Genomic DNA, 17530 nt, shown 5'->3' on the forward strand with positions numbered 1-17530 from the left:
AAGCGATCAAGGCTCGGGGCGGCGATTATGTGCTGGCCGTGAAGGACAACCAGCCTGCGCTGATGCGGGATGCGAAGGCGGCAATCCGCGCCGCCGCGCGCCAGGGCAAGCCATCGACGATCACCGTCGATGCCGGTCATGGACGCAAGGAAAAGCGCCGTGCTGTCGTCGCCGCTGTCCCGCAGATGGCGCAAGACCACGACTTTGCCGGGCTCAAAGCGGTGGCCAGGATCACCAGCAAGCGCGGCACCGACAAGACCGTCGAGCGTTACTTTCTGATGAGCCAAGCCTATTCTCCCAAAGACGTGCTGCGCATCGTCCGGACCCACTGGAGCATCGAAAACAGCCTGCATTGGCCGCTCGACGTCGTGCTCGACGAGGACTTGGCGCGCAATCGCAAGGACAACGCCCCCGCCAACCTCGCCGTGCTCAGACGCCTGGCCCTCAACGTCGCAAGGGCACATCCAGACAACACCACATCGCTGCGCGGAAAACTGAAACGTGCAGGATGGAACGATACGTTCCTCTTCGAACTCATCCAACACATGCGATAGCCCTGCCCCGCAAGGGGGAGGGGAGAAGCGACTACCCCCGCGCGCCCCCGCCGCGGCGAAAGGTCTTGTAGTTGATGCCGTATTTGTCCATCCGCAGGCCGAGAATGCGCCGCGTCAGGCCGAGCTCTTGGGCGGCGTCGGTGACGTTGCCGCGGTGGCTCTTCAACGCCTCGACGATCATCTCGTATTCCACCGCCTGCACCTTGCCGCCGAGGCTGCAGCCGAAATTGGTGCCGGTCTCCGCCGAGGTCTGCAGCGACGGCGGCAGATTGTAGCCGTGGATCACGCCGTCCTCTGAGAGAATCACCGAGCGCTCGATGACGTTCTCGAGTTCGCGGACGTTGCCGGGCCAGTGATACGCCATCAGCATGTTCAGCGCCGGCGTCGAGATCCGCTTCACCTCGCGGCCGCTATCCGCGGCGTTGCGCGCGGCGAAATGGTCGGCGAGCAGGATCACGTCGCTGCCGCGCTCGCGCAGCGGCGGGATGGTGATCGGGAACACATAGAGCCGGTAGTACAGATCCTCGCGGAACGTGCCTTTCGCCACCATCTCCAACAGGTCGCGGTTGGTGGCGGCGATGATCCGCAGGTCGACCTTGACCGGCTTCGACCCGCCGACCCGCTCGAAAGTCTTCTCCTGCAACACCCGCAGCAGCTTCGCCTGCATCGGCAGGCTCAATTCGCCGACCTCGTCGAGAAAGATGGTGCCGCCGTCGGCCAGCTCGAAGCGGCCCTTGCGCAGCCCGACCGCGCCGGTGAAGGCGCCCTTCTCGTGGCCGAACAATTCGCTCTCGACGATGCTCTCCGGCAGTGCCGCGCAGTTGAACTTGATGAACGGGCCGTCGGCGGTGGCACTGTTGTAGTGGATCGCGTTGGCGACCAGTTCCTTGCCGACGCCGCTTTCGCCGAGCACCAGCACGGTGGCCTTGGTGCCGGCGACCTTGTGGATCAGCTCGTAGACCTGCTGCATCGGCTTGGAATTGCCGATGATGTTGGAGGGCTTGAAGCGCTCCTTCAGCGCGCTCTGCAGCCGGCGGTTCTCGTTTTCCAGCCGGACCTTCTCGACATTCTCGATCAGATAGAGTTCGGCCGCCGGCCCCACCATCAGCGCGACGGTCGAGAGCACTTCGACGTCCTGCTTCAACAGCCGCGGGTTGCGATAGGCGCGCTCGGCGCTGATGGTGCCGATCACCTTCTGGCCGTGAATGATCGGCACGCAGAAGAACGAGGCGTTGCTGTTGCCGTGCGACCGGGTGCGGTCGAGAAACCGCGGATCGTCGCGCAGATGCGGCACCACGATGGCGCGGCCGGTCTCCACCACCTTGCCGGTGATGCCCTCGCCGGAGGCGTAGATGCCGCGCGCCTTCTCTTCCTCGGACAGCCCGAAGCTGTCGTGGATGAAGATGGTCTCCGAGCCGCGATCGTACAGCGTCACCATGCCGCGCTGGATTCGCAGCTGCTTCTGCATCACCGACAGGATGATGGTCAGCGTCTTGGCGAGATCCTCGCTGTCGGCGATGATTTTCGCGATCTGAAACAACAGCGGCAGCACGTTGATCCGGCATTCGCCGGTGAAACAGTGGGTGAACTCCTCGACCGGCTGTTCGGTCTCGACAGCCACAGCATTGCTCGCAGTCATCCCCATGGTCACGGCCTCGGCTGCGGTTGGGTTGCCGGGTCAGCGCCCTGCCCCGCGCCGGCCGAGCCGGTTGCTTCGGCGCGGCGCCAAGGCGTCGCGGACGATGGCGTCGCGGCGAAAGGCGCCGGCGGGTTGAGGCGGTTTGGTTCAGATCGGTACAATTCAGCTTCCGTCTTTACATTGGTGTCCGAATTTTTCGGCGGCCGCGAACCGGCCCGCCGCAGACCAACGGCACCAGGCACCGCCGCCAGCGGTCATCCCTTATATAGCATCGTATATAACGGATGGCATGATCATGTGAGCGGCAGACCTGTCGAAACCGTAGGCACACTGCTAATTCGGCAATCAGCCGTTGTGGCGGATAGGAGGAGTTTGCAGGGCAAGTGCGCTCAGTCGCGCTCCGGCTCCGGCGTGCCGCCGGCGAAGTTGCGATAGATGAAGCGGCTTTGCGCCTCGTCGGCCTCGGTGGCGGCGAGCTGGAAGATCTCCTGGTGCCGCGGCGACAGCGCGCAGGCCGGGTCGGTGGCGGCGGCGTCGCCGGTCAGCGCAAAGGCCTGGCAGCGGCAGCCGCCGAAATCGATCTCCTTGAAGGCGCAGCTGGCGCACGGCTCCTGCATCCAGCCGGTGCCGCGATAGCGGTTGAAGGCTTCGGAGTTCTGCCAGATCCAGGCGATCGAATGATTGCCGCGCACCGATTCGAAATCGAGCCCGGTGATGGTTTCGGCGGCGTGGCACGGCAGCACCTTGCCGGTCGGCGAGATGTTGAAGAACTGCCGGCCCCAGCCGCCCATGCATTTCTTCGGCCGCAGCGCGTAGTAATCCGGCATCACATAGTCGATTTCAAGAGTGCCCTTCAGCCGCGAGCGGGCGTCTTCGACGATCCGCGTGGTATCCTCGAGCTGCTGCAGCGTCGGCATCAAGGCGGCGCGGTTTTTCAGCGCCCAGCCGTAATATTGCACGTTGGCGACTTCGAGCCGGTCGGCGTCGAGCTCGACCGCCATGGCGATGATATCAGCGAGCTGATCGAGGTTTTGCCGGTGCATCACCGCGTTGACCGTCAGCGGCAGGTCGAGCTCGCGGGTCCAGCGCGCGACCTCGAGCTTCTTGGCATGGGCATTGCTGAAACCGGCGACGCGGTCGGCGACCTTAGGCTCGTTGCCCTGGAAGCTGATCTGCACGTGGCACAGCCCGGCATCCGCCAGGGCTTTCAGCTTGTCGCGGCTGAGCAGCACCGCCGAGGTGATCAGGTTGGAGTAGAGGCCGACATCGGTGGCGTGCCGCACCAGCTCGACCAGATCCTTACGCGCGGTCGGCTCGCCGCCGGAAAAGTGAATCTGCAGCACACCGATTTCGGCGAGCTCGCTCAGCACCGCCTTCCACTCTGGCGTGGTGAGTTCGCCGCGGGATCGCTCAAGCTCGACAGGGTTGGAGCAATACGGGCATTGCAGCGGGCAGCGATGCGTCAATTCCGCCAGCACCGCCAGCGGAATACCGAACTGTTCGGCGACCGAGCCGCGCCGCTCCAGCACGGCGAGGCCATCGGCGGGTTCGCGCGCAATCGGACTGGCATCGGTCAGGGTCGGGCTCATGCGGTGTTCTCCCGCGCTTCGGCGAGGAATCCCTTGTCGGCGAGATCCTGCAGCATCGCGATCACGTCGGCGCCGATCAGTTCGCGCGCCGCGGAATATTTGGCGGCCAGCCGATCGATGATCTCGCCGACGCTGCGCACGCCGTCGCACAGCTGCAAAATCTCCACCGCGATTTCGTCCGGCGCCAGCACCCGCTCCGGCGCCAAAATCACCCAGAGCTGCCGGGTGGCGTCGAAGCGCAGCTTGGCGTGGCGCGGCAGCACCGGCCGGCTGGTCTCCTCGACGGTGAGATTGCGGCTGCGCGAGCCTGTCATGCCCTGCCTTCAGTTTGCCTCAGGAACGAACGCGCCGGGCGGGATATGCCCGTCGACATAGGCGTGGTGCAGCGCGTCGAGCTGCGCCCACAGCACATTGGTCTTGAAAATCAACGCGTTGCAGACCGCCTCGCGCTCCGCCGGGGTGCCGGCGTGGCGCTTGACGTAAGTAAGCGCAAATTGCGCGTCGCGCGGCGCCTGCGTCAGCCTGCGCTTGAAGTAGCTCATGATCTGCGGATTGACGAAATCATAATGCTCCAGCATCCCGGCGATCCGCTCTTCGTGCAGATTGGGCGCGAACAATTCGGTCAGCGACGACGCGATCGCTTCCAGCGGAGACTTGTCGCGGACGAAATGCACGTAAGCATCCACCGCAAAACGCGTCGCCGGCAGAATGCCTTGCGTGGATTCCACGTAAGCGCTGTCGAGGCCGAGCCCGTCGGTCAGCTTCAGCCAGCGCTCGATGCCGCCTTCCGCGCCGAGATCGCCGTCGTGATCCTCCAGCCGATGCCGCCACTCCACACGCGTGGCGCGGTCGGAAAACCGCGAGATCACCACCGCGTCCTTGATCGGGATCGAGCACTGATAGTAGTAACGGTTCAGCGCCCAGGCCTGCACCTGGCCTTTGTTGAGCTTGCCGCCGTGCAGCAGCCGATGGAACGGATGCAGATTGTGATAGCGCGTGGCGCCGATCTGGCGCAACGCCGCCTCGAGCTGATCGGCGTCCTGAAGTCGTGTCGTTGTCGCCAGCGAAAACGCCGACATGCCGTACAACGGAGCGTTCACAACACCACCTCCATGCCATCGGCGGGGATCTGCCAGCCGGCGCGATCGACCGCCTTGCGTTCTTCGGAGCCCGGCAGCAGCGCCGGGTTGGAATTGTTGATATGCAGAAAGATCTTCTGCGTGATGTCGAGATCGGCCAAAGCCGCCAGCGCGCCGCGCTCTCCCGACATCGCGATGTGACCCATCGCCTGCCCGGTCTTGTAGCCGAGGCCCGCCGCGATCAATTCGTCGTCGCGCCACACCGTGCCGTCGAAAAACGCCAATGAGGCGCCGTTGAGCCGCTGCTTGAGTTCGGGGCCGACTTCGGCGCAGGCCGCGATGAAGTAGAAACTCTTGCCGGTCGCCTGGTCGGTGATGCGCAATCCCAGCGTATCGCCGACGTCGTTTTGCGCTTCGCCGTTCGGATGCGCTGCGCCTTCGAGATACCAGGCGCCCTTGCCGGCGACCGCGAACGGCAGCACTTCGATGCCGGCCGGCGTGCCGTCCGGCAAAGCCAATTCGAACGGCTGATCGATCGCGATCTCGCGACGCTTGACGTTGTGCTCGCTCAGCACGTTGAAAATGCTGTTGGCCTTCAGGATCGCCAGCACCCGGCGATGCGCATAGAGCGTGAACGGCGAGCCTTCGCGCATCGACAGCAAGCCGGCCACCGCATCGATTTCGCCATTGGTCAGGATCACGCCGGCGATCGGGCTGTGTCGCAACTGGCCGTGCTTAGGATGCAGTTGCGGCGTCTGGATCAACTGCTGGCGCAGATCAGGCGATGCGTTGATCAAAAACCAGTGCTCGCCGTCGGCGCTGATCGCGACCGAGGCTTGAGTGCGCCGAAGCGCCGGATCATCACTCCTCGCCGCCTGACAGCCCGGGCATCCGCAATTCCATTGCGGCACCCCTCCGCCCGCGGCGGCTCCCAGAACGACAACGCGCAACATGAGACCCGTCCCCGGGACTTGCGCACCTGGCGCCGGCCAACGCGGCGATGACTCATCCTGAGCCGATCGCCGCGCGTATCGGCCGCCTTCGCCAAAGCGCCAAGCTATCGCAGCCTGTTACTTGCGGGCCGCGCAGGCATACATGTTGATTTCCATGCCAACGGCAACTTCGACGATTTTCGGAGTCTTCCAGGCCATCGTTCATCCTCCCAATTTGCGCGGTCGGTGCCGCGGTCTTTAAAAGATAGAGCCGGCTCCGCATGAGCGCAAGGGAAAGCTCGGCAAACAACGGCGTGAAGATCGCCCGTTGCAGTGCGAAGTAATCGCTTGATATCGCACTGCACATCAAGTTCCGATCGTGGCTTCTTAGGAACTTGATGAGCTCACGCCGCTATCAGCGCGGCGACAACGACTACCCGACGCGGGCGGCGCGCGCCGCGGTCACCAGGCCGAGAAAGTTATCATTGATGCGTCGCGCCGCGCGGGCAAAGGCCGGCAGCCGCGCCGCGGTCTCTTGAGCGAGCGAGGCGGCGCGCTGCGGCCCCAATGCGGTGTCGAGCGACGCCGCATAGGCCGGCAACCTCCGCCATTGCGGCACGGTCTGCTCGGTGATCTCGACGTGATATTGCAGCCCGTAAGCCAACCCGACGCGAAACGCTTGCACCGCGCAGGCGTCGTTGCGCGCCAACAGCTCGCCCCCTTCCGGCAGCCGGCTGACCTCGGCGGCGTGCCACTGGAAGGTCTCCACCGGGTTGGAGAAACTGCCGAACAGCGGATCGGCGAAGCCGGCCGCGGTCAGTTCCACGCGTCCGAGCCCGACCTCCGGGGTCTTGCCGCGCCCGACGCTGCCGCCCAACGCATCGGCCAGCAGCTGGTGGCCGAGGCAGATGCCGAGATACGGCCGGTTCAGCTCGCGGACGAAGCGGCGGATCGCGGCCTTTTCCGGCACCAGCCAGGGGTGCTCGGCCTCCTGCCAGACGTCCATCGGCCCGCCCATCACCACCAGTGCGTCATAGGACTCGAGGTCGGGGATCGCCTCGCCGGCGTCGAGCTCGACGGCGTCCCAGGCGATGCCGGCGTCCCGCCAGAACTCGCGGAAAATCCCGGGGTGCTCGATATCAATGTGCTGAAAGATCAGAAAGCGCATGGTGTTCCTCGAAGTGGCGGGCGTGGCGTCAGCTTTGCAAGCTCCGCGCCAGATCGCAAACGGTGCACCAGGGTTGACGGCACCGGGGATTGCAGCCATCGGAGTTCCGCGCGCGCAGGACGCGGCGCCGATTTCGGGTGTTGGATAGCGGACGGGGCAGTGAGCGTGCAATTGGAGACATCCGGGCAGAGCGGGATCGGCCATTCGACCAATCTGGTCGGGGTGCCGATGGATTTTCTCGCCCACGCCCGCTTCAACGATCATCCGGTGCCGCTGCACATCGCCGGCGTCCGCGAGATGAACCCCGAATTGTTCGAGATGCTGGCGCAGGCCGGCGACCTCGCCGACGCCGGCGGCGCCTTCTTGTGTTATATGATGGCGATGTTCGGGATCGACGCCGAGCAGCAGGAGACTCCCGCCGGCCCGGACAAGCCGCGGCGCTATCGCTCCTCGTTCCTGCGGCTGATCACCGGCTGGGGCTGCGACAGCAACGGCGCCGAAGGCGCGGTGCTGAAGGGCTGGGTTGAAAGCCGGTTCGGGATTTTCCCGACCTTTCACAAGGCGTTCATCGACCGGATCTCCAGCGGCACCTGGACCACCTATGTCGAAGAGAAGATGTCGAGCCGCTTCCACAACAACGCGATCTACGTGCAGCTCGACCTGTTGTTCGAATTCTGCCAATGGGCGCTGGCCAATCTGGTGGCGCCGGGCCAGAGCCATGTGACGCTGTACCGCGGCGTCAACGATTTCAACGAGCAGCAGGTGGTCGAGCGGATCGACAAGACCACGGTGATGATGCGGCTGAACAATCTGTCGTCGTTTTCCTCCGACCGCGAGATCGCCGAATGCTTCGGCGACACCATCCTCACCGTGCGGGTGCCGCTCTCAAAGGTGGTGTTCTTCAACACGCTGCTCGCCGCCTACCCGTTCAAGGGCGAGCGCGAATATCTGGTGATCGGCGGCGAGTATCGGGTCAATGCCAGCTATTTCTAGACACCCCGCGATGAGGCGGCCCGCGCGATGACCGCACCCGACTTGCAGGACCGCGCGCTGGCGGCGTTTCTCGGCTTTGCGATCGGCGACGCGCTCGGCGCCACCGTGGAATTCATGACCCGCTCGGAGATCGCCGCGAAATACGGCGTGCATCGCGAGATCATCGGCGGCGGCTGGCTACGCCTCGCCCCGGGGCAGATCACCGACGACACCCAGATGGCGCTGGCGCTCAGCGCGTCACTAACCAGGCTGGGGCAGTTCGACGTCGCCGACGTCTGCGAGCAATTCGCCGCCTGGCTGAAGAGCCGGCCGATCGACGTGGGCTCGACCTGCCGCCGCGGCATCCGCCGCTACATCACCGAGGGCACGGTGCAGGGCAATTACTTCGAGGGCGACGCCGGCAACGGCGCGGCGATGCGGGTGCTGCCGGTCGCGCTCGCCACGCTCGGCCGGCCGGACGACGCGCAGGCCTGGACGCTGGCGCAATCCCGCATCACCCATCATCATCCGCTGTCGGATGCTTCCAGCCTGATGCTGGTCGGGATGCTGCACGCGCTATTGCGCGGCGAGGATAAGGATGCCGCGCGAAATGTGGCCGACGGCGTGATCGCGCAGCACCGCGCGCTGAAGTTCGAGCCGTATCACGGCCAGTCCTCGGCCTACGTCGTCGACACCATGCACACCGTGCTGCATTACTATTTCAACACGAGTTCGTTTGCGGACTGCGTGACCCAGACGGTGAACCAGGGTGGCGACGCCGACACCACCGGCGCCATCGCCGCGATGCTGGCCGGCGCCACCTATGGGATGGCGGCGATCCCCGAGCGATGGCTGGCGAGGCTCGATCCGAAGATCAGCGCGACAATCCGCGACCAGGTGCCGAAGCTATTGGCGATCGCTGGGCGATAATGGTCGCGTGCCCCGGACGCGGTGCAACGCGCCGCACTTGCGGCGTGGTGCGCCGCAGATCCGGGGCCGTTACGACGGCAGCGCTTGAAACGGTCCCGGCTCGCGTCGCAGCGCAACAGCGCTGCTCGGCGTCCGGGACACGTGCCTCATTCGGGGGCTGCTTACTCGCGAAATTTCTTCTTCGGCTTTTTCGGTTTCTTGTCGAAGGCGGGCTTCAGTTCGAAGCTGCCGCCGCTCGGCGAGACTTCGGCGTACATCGGCTTGTCGTTAGCCAGCGGATCATAAGCCGGCTTGTCGTAGCCCGGATTGTCGTAAGCCGGCTTATCGAACGACTTTTTCTTCTTGAAGCCGGGCTCGCGCGGCGCACCGTCGGCTTGCTTGTGATCGTAAGGCTTGCCTGCGGGCTTGCGATCATACGACTTGTCGCCCGCCGGCTTGCGCTCATAGGGTTTTCCGGAAGGCGGACGCCGCTCCGGGGCCTGCTGAGCCGCCGGAGCTTCGCCCATCGCCTCGATGCGGATGTTGTCTTCCTTGTCGGGCCGCCGGATCATCGCCGCGAAAGAGTCCGCCGCGGCGCCGGAAATCTCGAACTCGGTGGTGGTGTCGTGAATACGGATCGCGCCGATGTCCTGCTTGTCGATGCCGCCACGGCGGCAGATCATCGGCAGCAACCAGCGCGCTTCGGCGTTCTTCTTGCGGCCGATCGCGGCGCGAAACCACACGCCGCCTTCCATCGCATGGCGCGTCGAGGCTTTGCCGGGCCGCGCTTTCGGGCTGTAGTCGCGGTCTTCGGCGCGCGGCCGGGCGTCCCGCGTCGTCGCGCGCGGGTCGCGCGCGCGGGCGCCACGGTCGCCCGGATCCAAGATGTCTTCCGGCGACGGCAGCCTGGCGCGATACAGCCGCGCCAACGCCGCGGCGATATATTCCGGCGAGCGCTCGGCAAGCAGCGCCTGCGCCAGCACCAGATCGTCGGCCGAGGGTTCCTCGGCGAACAGCGCGTCCTGGAACATGCGTTCCTGATCGAGCTTGCGGATCTCGTCGGCGCTGGGCGCTACGCCCCACACCGCGTCGATGCCGGCCAGATTGAGCAACAGCTCGGCGCGGCGACGACGCGCCGGCGGCACCAAGAGAACGCTGACGCCCTTCTTGCCGGCCCGGCCGGTGCGGCCGGAGCGATGCTGCATCACCTCGGCGTCGTTCGGCAGATCGGCGTGGATCACCAGCGCCAGATTCGGCAGATCGATACCGCGCGCCGCGACGTCGGTGGCGACGCAGACCCTGGCGCGGCCGTCGCGCAGCGACTGCAGCGCCATGGTGCGTTCGTTCTGGGTCAATTCGCCGGACAGCGCCACCACCGAGAAGCCGCGCTCCAGCAGCGCGGTCTGCAGGTGCTTGACCGCGTTGCGGGTGTTGCAGAACACGATGGTGCTGGGAGACTCGTGATAGCGCAGCACGTTGACCACGGCGTGCTCGACGTCGCCGGGCGCGATGCGGATCGCCTGATATTCGATGTCGGCGTGGCCGCCCTCGCCGCCCGCGACTTCGACGCGGAACGCCTGCTGCTGATACTGCTTGGCCAAGGCGACGATGCCGCGCGGCAGCGTCGCCGAGAACAATAAAGTGCGGCGCTCTGCCGGCGTGGTTTTCAGGATGAATTCCATGTCCTCACGAAAGCCGAGATCGAGCATCTCGTCGGCTTCGTCGAGCACCACGGCTTTCAGCTGCGAGACATCGAGCCGGCCGCGCCGCAGATGGTCGCACAGCCGTCCCGGCGTGCCGACCACGATATGGGCGCCGCGCGCCAGCTCGCGTTGCTCCTGCCGCGGGTCCATGCCGCCGACGCAAGAGACGACGCGGGCGTCGGCGTAGGCATAGAGCCACGCCAGTTCGCGGTGCACTTGGAGAGCGAGTTCCCGGGTCGGCGCCACGATCAGCGCCAACGGCGCCGCTGCCTGTTCGAAGCGTTCGGCGTCGCCGAGCAGGTTCTTGGCGATCGCCAGCCCATAGGCGACGGTCTTGCCCGATCCGGTCTGCGCCGACACCAAAAGGTCGCGCCCGGCGGCCTGCTCGGCGAGCACCGCGGTCTGCACCGGCGTCGGGTCATTGTAATTGCGCTCCGCCAGGGCTCGGGCGAGCGGCGGGCTGGTGGTCAAGAATGTCACGAGATGGGTGGTCCTGCTTGGCGGCGACGCCGCGGCGTCGAATGAGCCCGTACCGAACAGCTCGATCCGGCGCGCCTTTAAATGCGCAGCCGGCAGGCCCGACGGAATGGGTGAGGTGCCCTCCTTTAAGCCAAGATGGCGCAAAGCGCCAATCATTGCTGGCGTGCAGCCGAAAACCGCCGCCGCAGCCCCGTCGGGCACGCCGGGCCGGCTCGCCTGCGAACCCACTATGCCTATGAAGTCGCTGGGTATTTTTTGAATTAACTCAAATAGCTCGCCAGATTGAGGCTTTGCACTTTGGAGATCGCCGCATAGGACGCCGTCAGCTGCGCCTGATAGGTCGACAATTGCGCGGTCACCGCGGCGACGTCGACGCTGGTGAGATCGCTCGCCAGCGTCGACGCATAGGTCAGATATTCGGTCTGGAAGCCAGAGGCCCGCTCGATCGCCGACGCCGCGTTGGAGATCTTGCTCTGCACATTGCCGACCGCGTCGACCGCGCTTTCCGCAAGATCCAGCGCCTCGTTCAAGGTGTCGGTCGACAGCGTGGTCGCATTGGCGATCAGGTTCATCGCCCGCATCGCCTGTTCGAACGCGGAATTGTCGGCGGTGACGCCATAGGAGACGGTCTGGCTCTCCGAGACGCGGACCGAGGCCAGCTCGTCGTCACCCTGATAATAGCTGGTGTCGGCCGAGGACGGCGAGGTCATCGCCGGATAGGCCGAGGTGTCGACCGGCGCTTGGTCGGTGCGGGCGCCGCCGAACACATAGTCGCCGCCATACTGGGTGTTGAGCAACGACGCCAGCTGCGCCAGCATGTCGCTGGCCGACTGGCTGACGGTGGTGGCGTCGGTGGTGGTCGCGCTGGTGGCGGCGGTGAGCACCGATCGGAACTGGGTGATGACGTCGGCGATCGAGCTCATCGCCGAATACATCACCTCGACTTTGCTGGAGGCTTGGGTGGCGGCGTCGACATAGGACTGCGCCCGCGTCACCGAGACTTGCAGATTGAGGATCTGCTGCGACGACGATCCGTAGCCGCCGAAATCCGACGAGGTGACGCCGGAGGCTTCCTGGATCTGCATGTCGGCCATGGTGCTCTGGGTGCGCAAGGCCGCGGCGATCATCTGCTCGCTGATTCCGAAGGTGGCGACGCGCATGGCCATGATCGATCCCCCTATCAACCGACGCTTTGCACGGCGTCCAGCAGCGACGAGAACATTTCGTTGATCGCCTGGATCAGCTGCGAAGCCGCCGAATATTGATTCTGCAGCGTACTGAGCCGCGCGGTCTCTTCATCGAGATTGACGCCGGATTGCGACGCCAGCGCGCTGGCAAAGGTCGACTGCGCGGTCTGCTTGGCGGTGTAGGTGTCTTCGGCCGCCGACGCCTTGGCGGCCACCGCGGAGACGATGGTGCTGGCATAATCGGCGAACGATCCGGTGCTGGAGCCGAGCCCGCCGACCGCGTCGAAACTGATGTCGTCGGTGAGCGCCGCATAGAGCGCGTTGACCACCGTGGTGGAGCCCGAGCTCAGCACCTGGCTGCCGGCGGTGAGGCTGGCGGACGAGTCCAGCGTCGCCACCTGCAACAGGCCGGAATTCGAAAGGATATCGCTGCGCACGGCGAAGTCCGAAGCCCCCGTCGCGGTCACGAGGTCGTTCAGCCCGAGCCAGTTCGACAGGCCCTGGCTGTCGGCGCCGACCGAACTGGTCATCTCGTTGATGGCGACGCCGTTCGCGCTGCTGGTGCTGGCGATCGTCAGATGGCCATTGGCGTCGATCGAAGCCGACAGCCCGGAAATGCCGTTGAGCGCGGTGACCAGATCGCCGACCGTGGCGTAGCTCGACAAATCGAGATCGGTCGAGGACACCAGCTTGCCGCTCTGATCCGCCAGCGCGATGCGCACCGTGCCGCTGGCATCCAGCGCGGTGTCAGCCGTCACCGCGGTCGAGCCGGTCAGGCTCGACGGCGGCGGCAGCGAGGTGCCGGTGTTGGACACGGTGTTGAGACTGTCGGCGAGCTGCGTCGCCAATTGATCGAGCTGGGCTTGCGCCGCCGGCAGTTCGCTGTCGCGCAGCTCGAGCAGCGCGCCGATCTCGCCGGAGGTGATCTGCGCGGTGACGTCAACGCCGTTGACGGTGATCCCGCTCAAGGTGGAACTCGACGTCGCGCTGTAGCTCGAACTCGCCGTCACCGCCGAGGACGCCGTAAAACTCAACTCATGCACGGTCGAATCGACCAGCGCCTGGCCCGACGCGGTGTAGACCTGCATGTCGCCGCTGGACGAAATGAAATAGCTGATGTTCATGTTGCCGGCGATTTCCTGCGCGGCGGTGTTGCGCTTGTCCTCCAGATCGGCGGTTGACTGACCCGCCGCCGCCGCGAGTTTGATCTGCGCGTTGAGGTCGGCGATGGTCTGCAGCTGATCGTTGACGTCGCTGACCGAGCTGGCGATCGCCTGGTCGGCGTTGCCGCGCAGCTCCTGGATGCCGCTCGACGTGTCGCGCAGTTGCGTGGCGACGTCGTCGAGCGCGCTGACTGCGTTGGCCTGCAGCGCCGCACTGCTCGAGGTCGCCGACAGCGAGGTGATCGCGGTCTCCAGCGCGGCGATGGTGTTGGCAAGCGAGGTGCCGCTGCTGTCGGCGTCGGAGGTCGAGCCATGCAATGCCTGCAGCTGGTCGAGATAGTTATTGCTGGTGTCGGCGGCGCCAAGCGCGGAGTCCGCCTGGATCAGCGATTTCATCAGCAGCTTGTCGACCGTGCTGGTGATGCCGGTGATCACCGTGCCGGCGCCGGTGCCGGCATTGGCCACCGAGGCCTGGTTGGCGGTCTTGACCGAATAGCCGGTGGTGTCGGCATTGGAGATGTTCGACGACGTGACGCTGATCTGCACCTGCGTGTTCATCAGGCTGCTGACGGCGATGCTCCGTGCGATGTCGAGTGACACGTTGGCCTCACTTGTCGGCTAGGGCATGACCTCACGCCAGGTCGAGTTGCTACGCCCGCACGCCGGTGCTGCAGGACGCCGCGCGGCCTCTGACGCGGCCGTTGGCGCTGTAGGGCGAGACGTCGGAAATCTGTTCGCGGATCGCCGCCATCACCGCGTCGATGCGGCGCTGGCTGGCCTCGATCGCGGCGCGCAGCCGGATCACGTTCTCGTCCATCGACAGCCGCAGGCATTCCATCCGGCTCATGAAGCGCGCCTGCAGCGCCTTGTCGGGGCTATGCAGACGCAGCCGCCGCGCCGCGACCTCGGCGACCCAGATCTCGAAATGCCGCGCCAGCCTGGTCTTCAGTTCGGTGTGGCGTGATTGCGACGCCGGCAGGCCGAGCGCCAGCGCGGCATTTTCCTCGCGCACCACATCGATCAGCGCGTCGATCAGCGTGACCAGTTCCTCGATCGATCCCGCGCCACCGACTTGCGGCGCCTGTCGCGATGGCCTGTCCAGCATCTCAATTCCCCTTGCCATTGGTTCGACTGTGCGACGATCCGCGTCCGAGCGACGCGCAACGTGCATACGCATTGATGGCGCCGAGCTGGGCGCCGGCGGCATTCATCCGCTCGACCATCTGCCGGCAGCGCGTCGCAAGCTCGCCGCGCACTGCTCGCAACTCGGCTTCCAGCGCCAGCAGCCGGCGGCGGTCGTCGCGGCGGGTGGCCGTGCGCACCGCGGACGCCACACGACGCAGCCGCAGCAGCAGTGAATCGTCGTCCGCCTGCCCGGTCATCGCCGCACCTAGCGCATCGCCGACATCAGCGTGTCGTACATCTTGTTCACCGCGGTGATCACCTGGGACGCCGCCGAATAGGCCTGCTGCGCCGAGATCATATTACTGAACTCCGAATTGGTATCGGAGGTCGACGCTTCCAGCTCGCCGCCCTCGATGGTGCCGGCGCCGTTGGTCCCGGAGGCCTGCACGACCGCGGTTCCGGAGGCCGCGGTGGCCGCATAGAGCCCGTTGCTCTGCGCCTGCAATTCGTCCGGCGCGGTGAAGGTCGCGACCGGAATCTTGTAGATCGCGATGGTCTCGCCGTTCGAATAGGTGGCGTTGACCTTGCCGTCGTCGCCGACCGCGATGCTGCTCAGCTTGCCGTAGGCCAGCCCGTTGGATTCGATCGAGGTGAGATCGATGGTGGGCGTGGTTTCGCCGGACGCCTTCTGGGTGAGGCCGTCGGTGCCGCCGACGGTTCCAAAATTCAACGCGATGGTGCTGGCGGCGGCGCCGGTGGTCCAGTCGACCGTAATGGTGGTGGCGCTTTGCGAGGCCAGCGAACCGTCTTCGTTGAAGGTGATAGTGGCCGACCCCGTCCTGGTGCCGGTGCTCTTGGTGGAATCTGACGACAGCGTCGGATTGCCAAAGGCGGCGCTCCAGGTGTTGGTTCCGGTCTTGGTCCAAGTCACCTGGATCGAGCTTGCGGTGCCGAGCGAATCGTACACCGACATCGAGCTGGTGAAGGTGGCGTTGGTTGCGGCATCCGACGGCAGGTTCAAGGCGAAGTCGGTCTCGGTGCTGGCGCTGCCGCTGGTGGTGGCGACCGTGGTGTTGATCGGCTCGAGGTTGTTGCTGTCGGCGCTGCCGACCACGTTGCCGTCGGCGTCGGTGCGCCAGCCGAGCAGATAGGCGCCGCCGCTGCTGACCAGGTAGCCGGAGTCATCGATGGTGAAGGAGCCGGCCCGGGTGTACAGCGTCGATCCGCCGGTCAGCGCCGTGGTCACCGGAAAGAAGCCGTTGCCGGAAATGCCGATATCGGTGGCGCTGGTGGTGGTGGTCAGCAGGCCTTGTTCGGAAATGTTGGATTTCGACAGCGTGGTGACGCCGCCCGACGAATAGGTCGTGGCACTCGAAGCGCTGGTGACCAGCGACTGAAACGACGCCGAGGTGGTCTTGTAGCCGACGGTCGACGAATTGGCGATGTTATCGGAAATCATCGCCATCGCCGAGCTCTGCGCGCTGAGTGCGGAGATCGCGGAAGAGAGTGCGCCTGAAAGACTCATGGTGTTACTCCAACTGGATCAGGATGTGACGCCGACGATGCTGCTCGCGGCCACCGAGGTGTCGCCGATGGTGAGCATCGTGGTGCCGCTCGAACTGTCGACGCCGGTCACCTTTCCGCTGATGGTGGTGTAGCCGTAGACCGAGTTGCCGCTGGAATCGGTGGCGCTGACCGACAGCGTGTAGTCGCCGCCGTCGGCGAGCTGCGTGCCGTCGGTGGTCTTGCCGTCCCAGGTGAAGCTGTTCTTGCCCGCTGTCGTGGTGCCGCTGCCGGTCCACACGGTGTTGCCGGAGGAATCCGCGACCGTCAGCGTAACCTTGGAGGCCGCCGAATTCAGCGAGTAGCCGAACGCGATCTGGCCGTCTTCCAGCGTCGCGGAGTCCGCCTTGGCGGTCACGGTCTGGCCGATGTAGTTGGAAGAGTTCAGCGTCAGCAGGCTGTTGAACGACGTCGCCAGCGAGCTCAGATTGCTGTTCAGCGTCTGCTGCTGATCGAAATTCGCATACGACGTCAGCTGAGTCATGAAATCGGTGGTGCTGGTGGGGTCGAGCGGGTTCTGGTTCTGCAGCTCGGTGACGAGCAGCGTCAGGAAATCGCTCGAGGTCAGCGAGGACGATGCCGTCGACGTCGACGTCGAGGTCGTTGCGGTCGTGGTGGTGGCGGCGGTGGTTGCGGTGACGCTCATGGCGGGCTCCAGCCGCGCCCGGACGCGCGAGCGCCGGACGGCTTGTTCCGATTGGCTGTGGTGACGTGATTGCCGTTCTGTAGTGAAACGGACGGCGCCGCGGATTCAGGCAGGGTTTCTGCGCAACACGGCGTATGAAAATGCGGCGCGGCGCGATGCATCGCGGCGCGCGTCGATGCGACGCTCCATCAGCTACACAGATGGAACCGAACTACGCAATTCGTCGCGGAAACGTTTGTCTGGCATCGACGTCGATTAACTTCGCGATCGACGTCCCACGCACGATTGACAGAGCCGAATATTCCGTCATTGCGAGCTGGGGGCGGTGCGCAGCACTGCCCGATGAGCGAAACAGTCGAGAGGCCGCACGCGCAACCCTGGATTGCTTCGTCGCAAGAGCTCCTCGCAATGACGCTCGGAGCTTACGACTCTGCCTTCACGGACCCACATCTAACTTCTGAATGAAGTGCACCTGATAGGCGGCGGTGCCCGACCGATTCAGACGCGGCTGCGCAGCGACTGCGGTGGCTCGGCGGCCGGCGCGGGGTCGGGCTGAATCCCCCGCATGATCCGCTCGGTCAATGCGGCGCCGGCGCGCACCGGCTCGGACGCCAGCGCCCGTCGCAGCAGGCCTGCCTGGTCGAGCATCGCGCGGGCCTCGCCCGACTGCCGCAACAGCTCCGCCGCAGCCTGCCGCTGCGGCACCGGCCAGCTCTCGAGGTCCTCGCCGAGCCGGTCGAGCAGATCCTGGAAATCCGCGGCAGTGATCATGCGAAGCTTCGTCCAGCGTGCTATGGCGCTGATGTAGCTCGTATATTTAC

At 65.4% G+C, this 17530-nt stretch carries 17 protein-coding genes and 1 pseudogene; 3 read left to right on the forward strand and 15 right to left on the reverse strand.

Annotated elements, in window-relative coordinates; all coding sequences use genetic code 11:
• Positions 1-554 (forward strand): annotated as a pseudogene (locus HNR60_RS19270) (ISAs1-like element ISRpa5 family transposase); the annotation flags it as partial.
• Between the two features lie 31 nt (positions 555-585).
• Here HNR60_RS19270 and HNR60_RS19275 read toward each other — a convergent pair.
• The 7 genes from HNR60_RS19275 to HNR60_RS19305 form a co-directional block, all read right to left on the reverse strand.
• Positions 586-2199 (reverse strand): sigma-54 interaction domain-containing protein, encoded by a 1614-nt coding sequence (locus HNR60_RS19275; RefSeq protein ID WP_184260931.1) that lies wholly within the window; start codon positions 2197-2199, stop codon positions 586-588.
• Between the two features lie 383 nt (positions 2200-2582).
• Complete coding sequence (gene pqqE, locus HNR60_RS19280) at positions 2583-3782, reverse strand: pyrroloquinoline quinone biosynthesis protein PqqE (protein WP_184260934.1); 1200 nt, start codon at positions 3780-3782, stop codon at positions 2583-2585.
• Positions 3779-4096 (reverse strand): pyrroloquinoline quinone biosynthesis peptide chaperone PqqD, encoded by a 318-nt coding sequence (pqqD, locus tag HNR60_RS19285; protein WP_184260937.1) that lies wholly within the window; start codon positions 4094-4096, stop codon positions 3779-3781. The genes pqqE and pqqD overlap by 4 nt, the downstream gene beginning before the upstream one ends.
• A 9-nt stretch (positions 4097-4105) precedes the next feature.
• Entirely contained in the window at positions 4106-4861 is a 756-nt protein-coding gene (pqqC, locus tag HNR60_RS19290) for a pyrroloquinoline-quinone synthase PqqC (RefSeq protein WP_184261099.1), read from the reverse strand.
• Positions 4862-4878: 17 nt separating this feature from the next.
• On the reverse strand, positions 4879-5814 hold the full coding sequence (gene pqqB, locus HNR60_RS19295; protein ID WP_184260940.1) for a pyrroloquinoline quinone biosynthesis protein PqqB: 936 nt from the start codon (positions 5812-5814) through the stop codon (positions 4879-4881).
• Between the two features lie 117 nt (positions 5815-5931).
• Positions 5932-6012: a pyrroloquinoline quinone precursor peptide PqqA gene (pqqA, locus tag HNR60_RS19300; RefSeq protein WP_041801384.1), complete on the reverse strand. Its 81-nt coding sequence runs from the start codon at positions 6010-6012 to the stop codon at positions 5932-5934.
• Between the two features lie 214 nt (positions 6013-6226).
• The gene (locus HNR60_RS19305; protein WP_184260943.1) at positions 6227-6961 is read right to left on the reverse strand and encodes a type 1 glutamine amidotransferase; all 735 of its coding nucleotides are present in this window, start codon (positions 6959-6961) and stop codon (positions 6227-6229) included.
• Between the two features lie 159 nt (positions 6962-7120).
• Between HNR60_RS19305 and HNR60_RS19310 the strand changes: the two genes are divergently transcribed.
• Both HNR60_RS19310 and draG read left to right on the forward strand, forming a co-directional pair.
• The gene (locus HNR60_RS19310; RefSeq protein ID WP_184260945.1) at positions 7121-7954 is read left to right on the forward strand and encodes an NAD(+)--dinitrogen-reductase ADP-D-ribosyltransferase; all 834 of its coding nucleotides are present in this window, start codon (positions 7121-7123) and stop codon (positions 7952-7954) included.
• A gap of 27 nt (positions 7955-7981) precedes the next feature.
• Positions 7982-8863, forward strand: a complete 882-nt coding sequence (gene draG, locus HNR60_RS19315) for an ADP-ribosyl-[dinitrogen reductase] hydrolase (RefSeq protein WP_184260947.1) — start codon at positions 7982-7984, stop codon at positions 8861-8863.
• Positions 8864-9024: 161 nt separating this feature from the next.
• Here draG and HNR60_RS19320 read toward each other — a convergent pair whose 3' ends face one another.
• The 8 genes from HNR60_RS19320 to HNR60_RS19355 form a co-directional block, all read right to left on the reverse strand.
• The gene (locus HNR60_RS19320; RefSeq protein WP_184260949.1) at positions 9025-11025 is read right to left on the reverse strand and encodes a DEAD/DEAH box helicase; all 2001 of its coding nucleotides are present in this window, start codon (positions 11023-11025) and stop codon (positions 9025-9027) included.
• 260 nt (positions 11026-11285) lie between these two features.
• Positions 11286-12191, reverse strand: a complete 906-nt coding sequence (locus tag HNR60_RS19325; RefSeq protein ID WP_184260951.1) for a flagellin — start codon at positions 12189-12191, stop codon at positions 11286-11288.
• A 14-nt stretch (positions 12192-12205) separates the two neighbouring features.
• Positions 12206-13975, reverse strand: a complete 1770-nt coding sequence (gene flgK / locus HNR60_RS19330) for a flagellar hook-associated protein FlgK (RefSeq protein ID WP_184260953.1) — start codon at positions 13973-13975, stop codon at positions 12206-12208.
• Between the two features lie 49 nt (positions 13976-14024).
• Positions 14025-14480 (reverse strand): flagellar protein FlgN, encoded by a 456-nt coding sequence (locus tag HNR60_RS19335; RefSeq protein ID WP_184260956.1) that lies wholly within the window; start codon positions 14478-14480, stop codon positions 14025-14027.
• Between the two features lies 1 nt (position 14481).
• Positions 14482-14757, reverse strand: coding sequence for a hypothetical protein (locus HNR60_RS19340; RefSeq protein WP_184260960.1), 276 nt, complete (start codon positions 14755-14757; stop codon positions 14482-14484).
• 8 nt (positions 14758-14765) lie between these two features.
• Entirely contained in the window at positions 14766-16025 is a 1260-nt protein-coding gene (flgE, locus tag HNR60_RS19345) for a flagellar hook protein FlgE (RefSeq protein ID WP_184260963.1), read from the reverse strand.
• 18 nt (positions 16026-16043) lie between these two features.
• A complete protein-coding gene (locus tag HNR60_RS19350; protein WP_184260966.1) occupies positions 16044-16709 on the reverse strand; it encodes a flagellar hook assembly protein FlgD in 666 nt (221 codons plus the stop codon).
• 498 nt (positions 16710-17207) lie between these two features.
• Positions 17208-17480 carry a hypothetical protein gene (locus HNR60_RS19355; protein WP_184260969.1) on the reverse strand — a complete coding sequence of 91 codons (273 nt, stop codon included), beginning with the start codon at positions 17478-17480 and terminating at the stop codon, positions 17208-17210.
• Positions 17481-17530 lie beyond the last annotated feature (50 nt).

This window comes from Rhodopseudomonas rhenobacensis, from assembly GCF_014203125.1.
Taxonomy (GTDB): Bacteria; Pseudomonadota; Alphaproteobacteria; order Rhizobiales; family Xanthobacteraceae; genus Rhodopseudomonas_A; species Rhodopseudomonas_A rhenobacensis.

Bases quoted from the DNA above. Each gene is read 5' to 3' on its own strand.
- HNR60_RS19275 (WP_184260931.1), bottom strand. From the start codon at position 2,199: ATGGGGATGACTGCGAGCAATGCTGTGGCTGTCGAGACCGAACAGCCG.
- pqqE (WP_184260934.1), bottom strand. From the start codon at position 3,782: ATGAGCCCGACCCTGACCGATGCCAGTCCGATTGCGCGCGAACCCGCC.
- pqqD (WP_184260937.1), bottom strand. From the start codon at position 4,096: ATGACAGGCTCGCGCAGCCGCAATCTCACCGTCGAGGAGACCAGCCGG.
- pqqC (WP_184261099.1), bottom strand. From the start codon at position 4,861: ATGTCGGCGTTTTCGCTGGCGACAACGACACGACTTCAGGACGCCGAT.
- pqqB (WP_184260940.1), bottom strand. From the start codon at position 5,814: ATGTTGCGCGTTGTCGTTCTGGGAGCCGCCGCGGGCGGAGGGGTGCCG.
- pqqA (WP_041801384.1), bottom strand. From the start codon at position 6,012: ATGGCCTGGAAGACTCCGAAAATCGTCGAAGTTGCCGTTGGCATGGAA.
- HNR60_RS19305 (WP_184260943.1), bottom strand. From the start codon at position 6,961: ATGCGCTTTCTGATCTTTCAGCACATTGATATCGAGCACCCCGGGATT.
- draG (WP_184260947.1), top strand. From the start codon at position 7,982: ATGACCGCACCCGACTTGCAGGACCGCGCGCTGGCGGCGTTTCTCGGC.
- HNR60_RS19325 (WP_184260951.1), bottom strand. From the start codon at position 12,191: ATGGCCATGCGCGTCGCCACCTTCGGAATCAGCGAGCAGATGATCGCC.
- HNR60_RS19335 (WP_184260956.1), bottom strand. From the start codon at position 14,480: ATGCTGGACAGGCCATCGCGACAGGCGCCGCAAGTCGGTGGCGCGGGA.
- HNR60_RS19340 (WP_184260960.1), bottom strand. From the start codon at position 14,757: ATGACCGGGCAGGCGGACGACGATTCACTGCTGCTGCGGCTGCGTCGT.
- flgE (WP_184260963.1), bottom strand. From the start codon at position 16,025: ATGAGTCTTTCAGGCGCACTCTCTTCCGCGATCTCCGCACTCAGCGCG.
- HNR60_RS19350 (WP_184260966.1), bottom strand. From the start codon at position 16,709: ATGAGCGTCACCGCAACCACCGCCGCCACCACCACGACCGCAACGACC.
- HNR60_RS19355 (WP_184260969.1), bottom strand. From the start codon at position 17,480: ATGATCACTGCCGCGGATTTCCAGGATCTGCTCGACCGGCTCGGCGAG.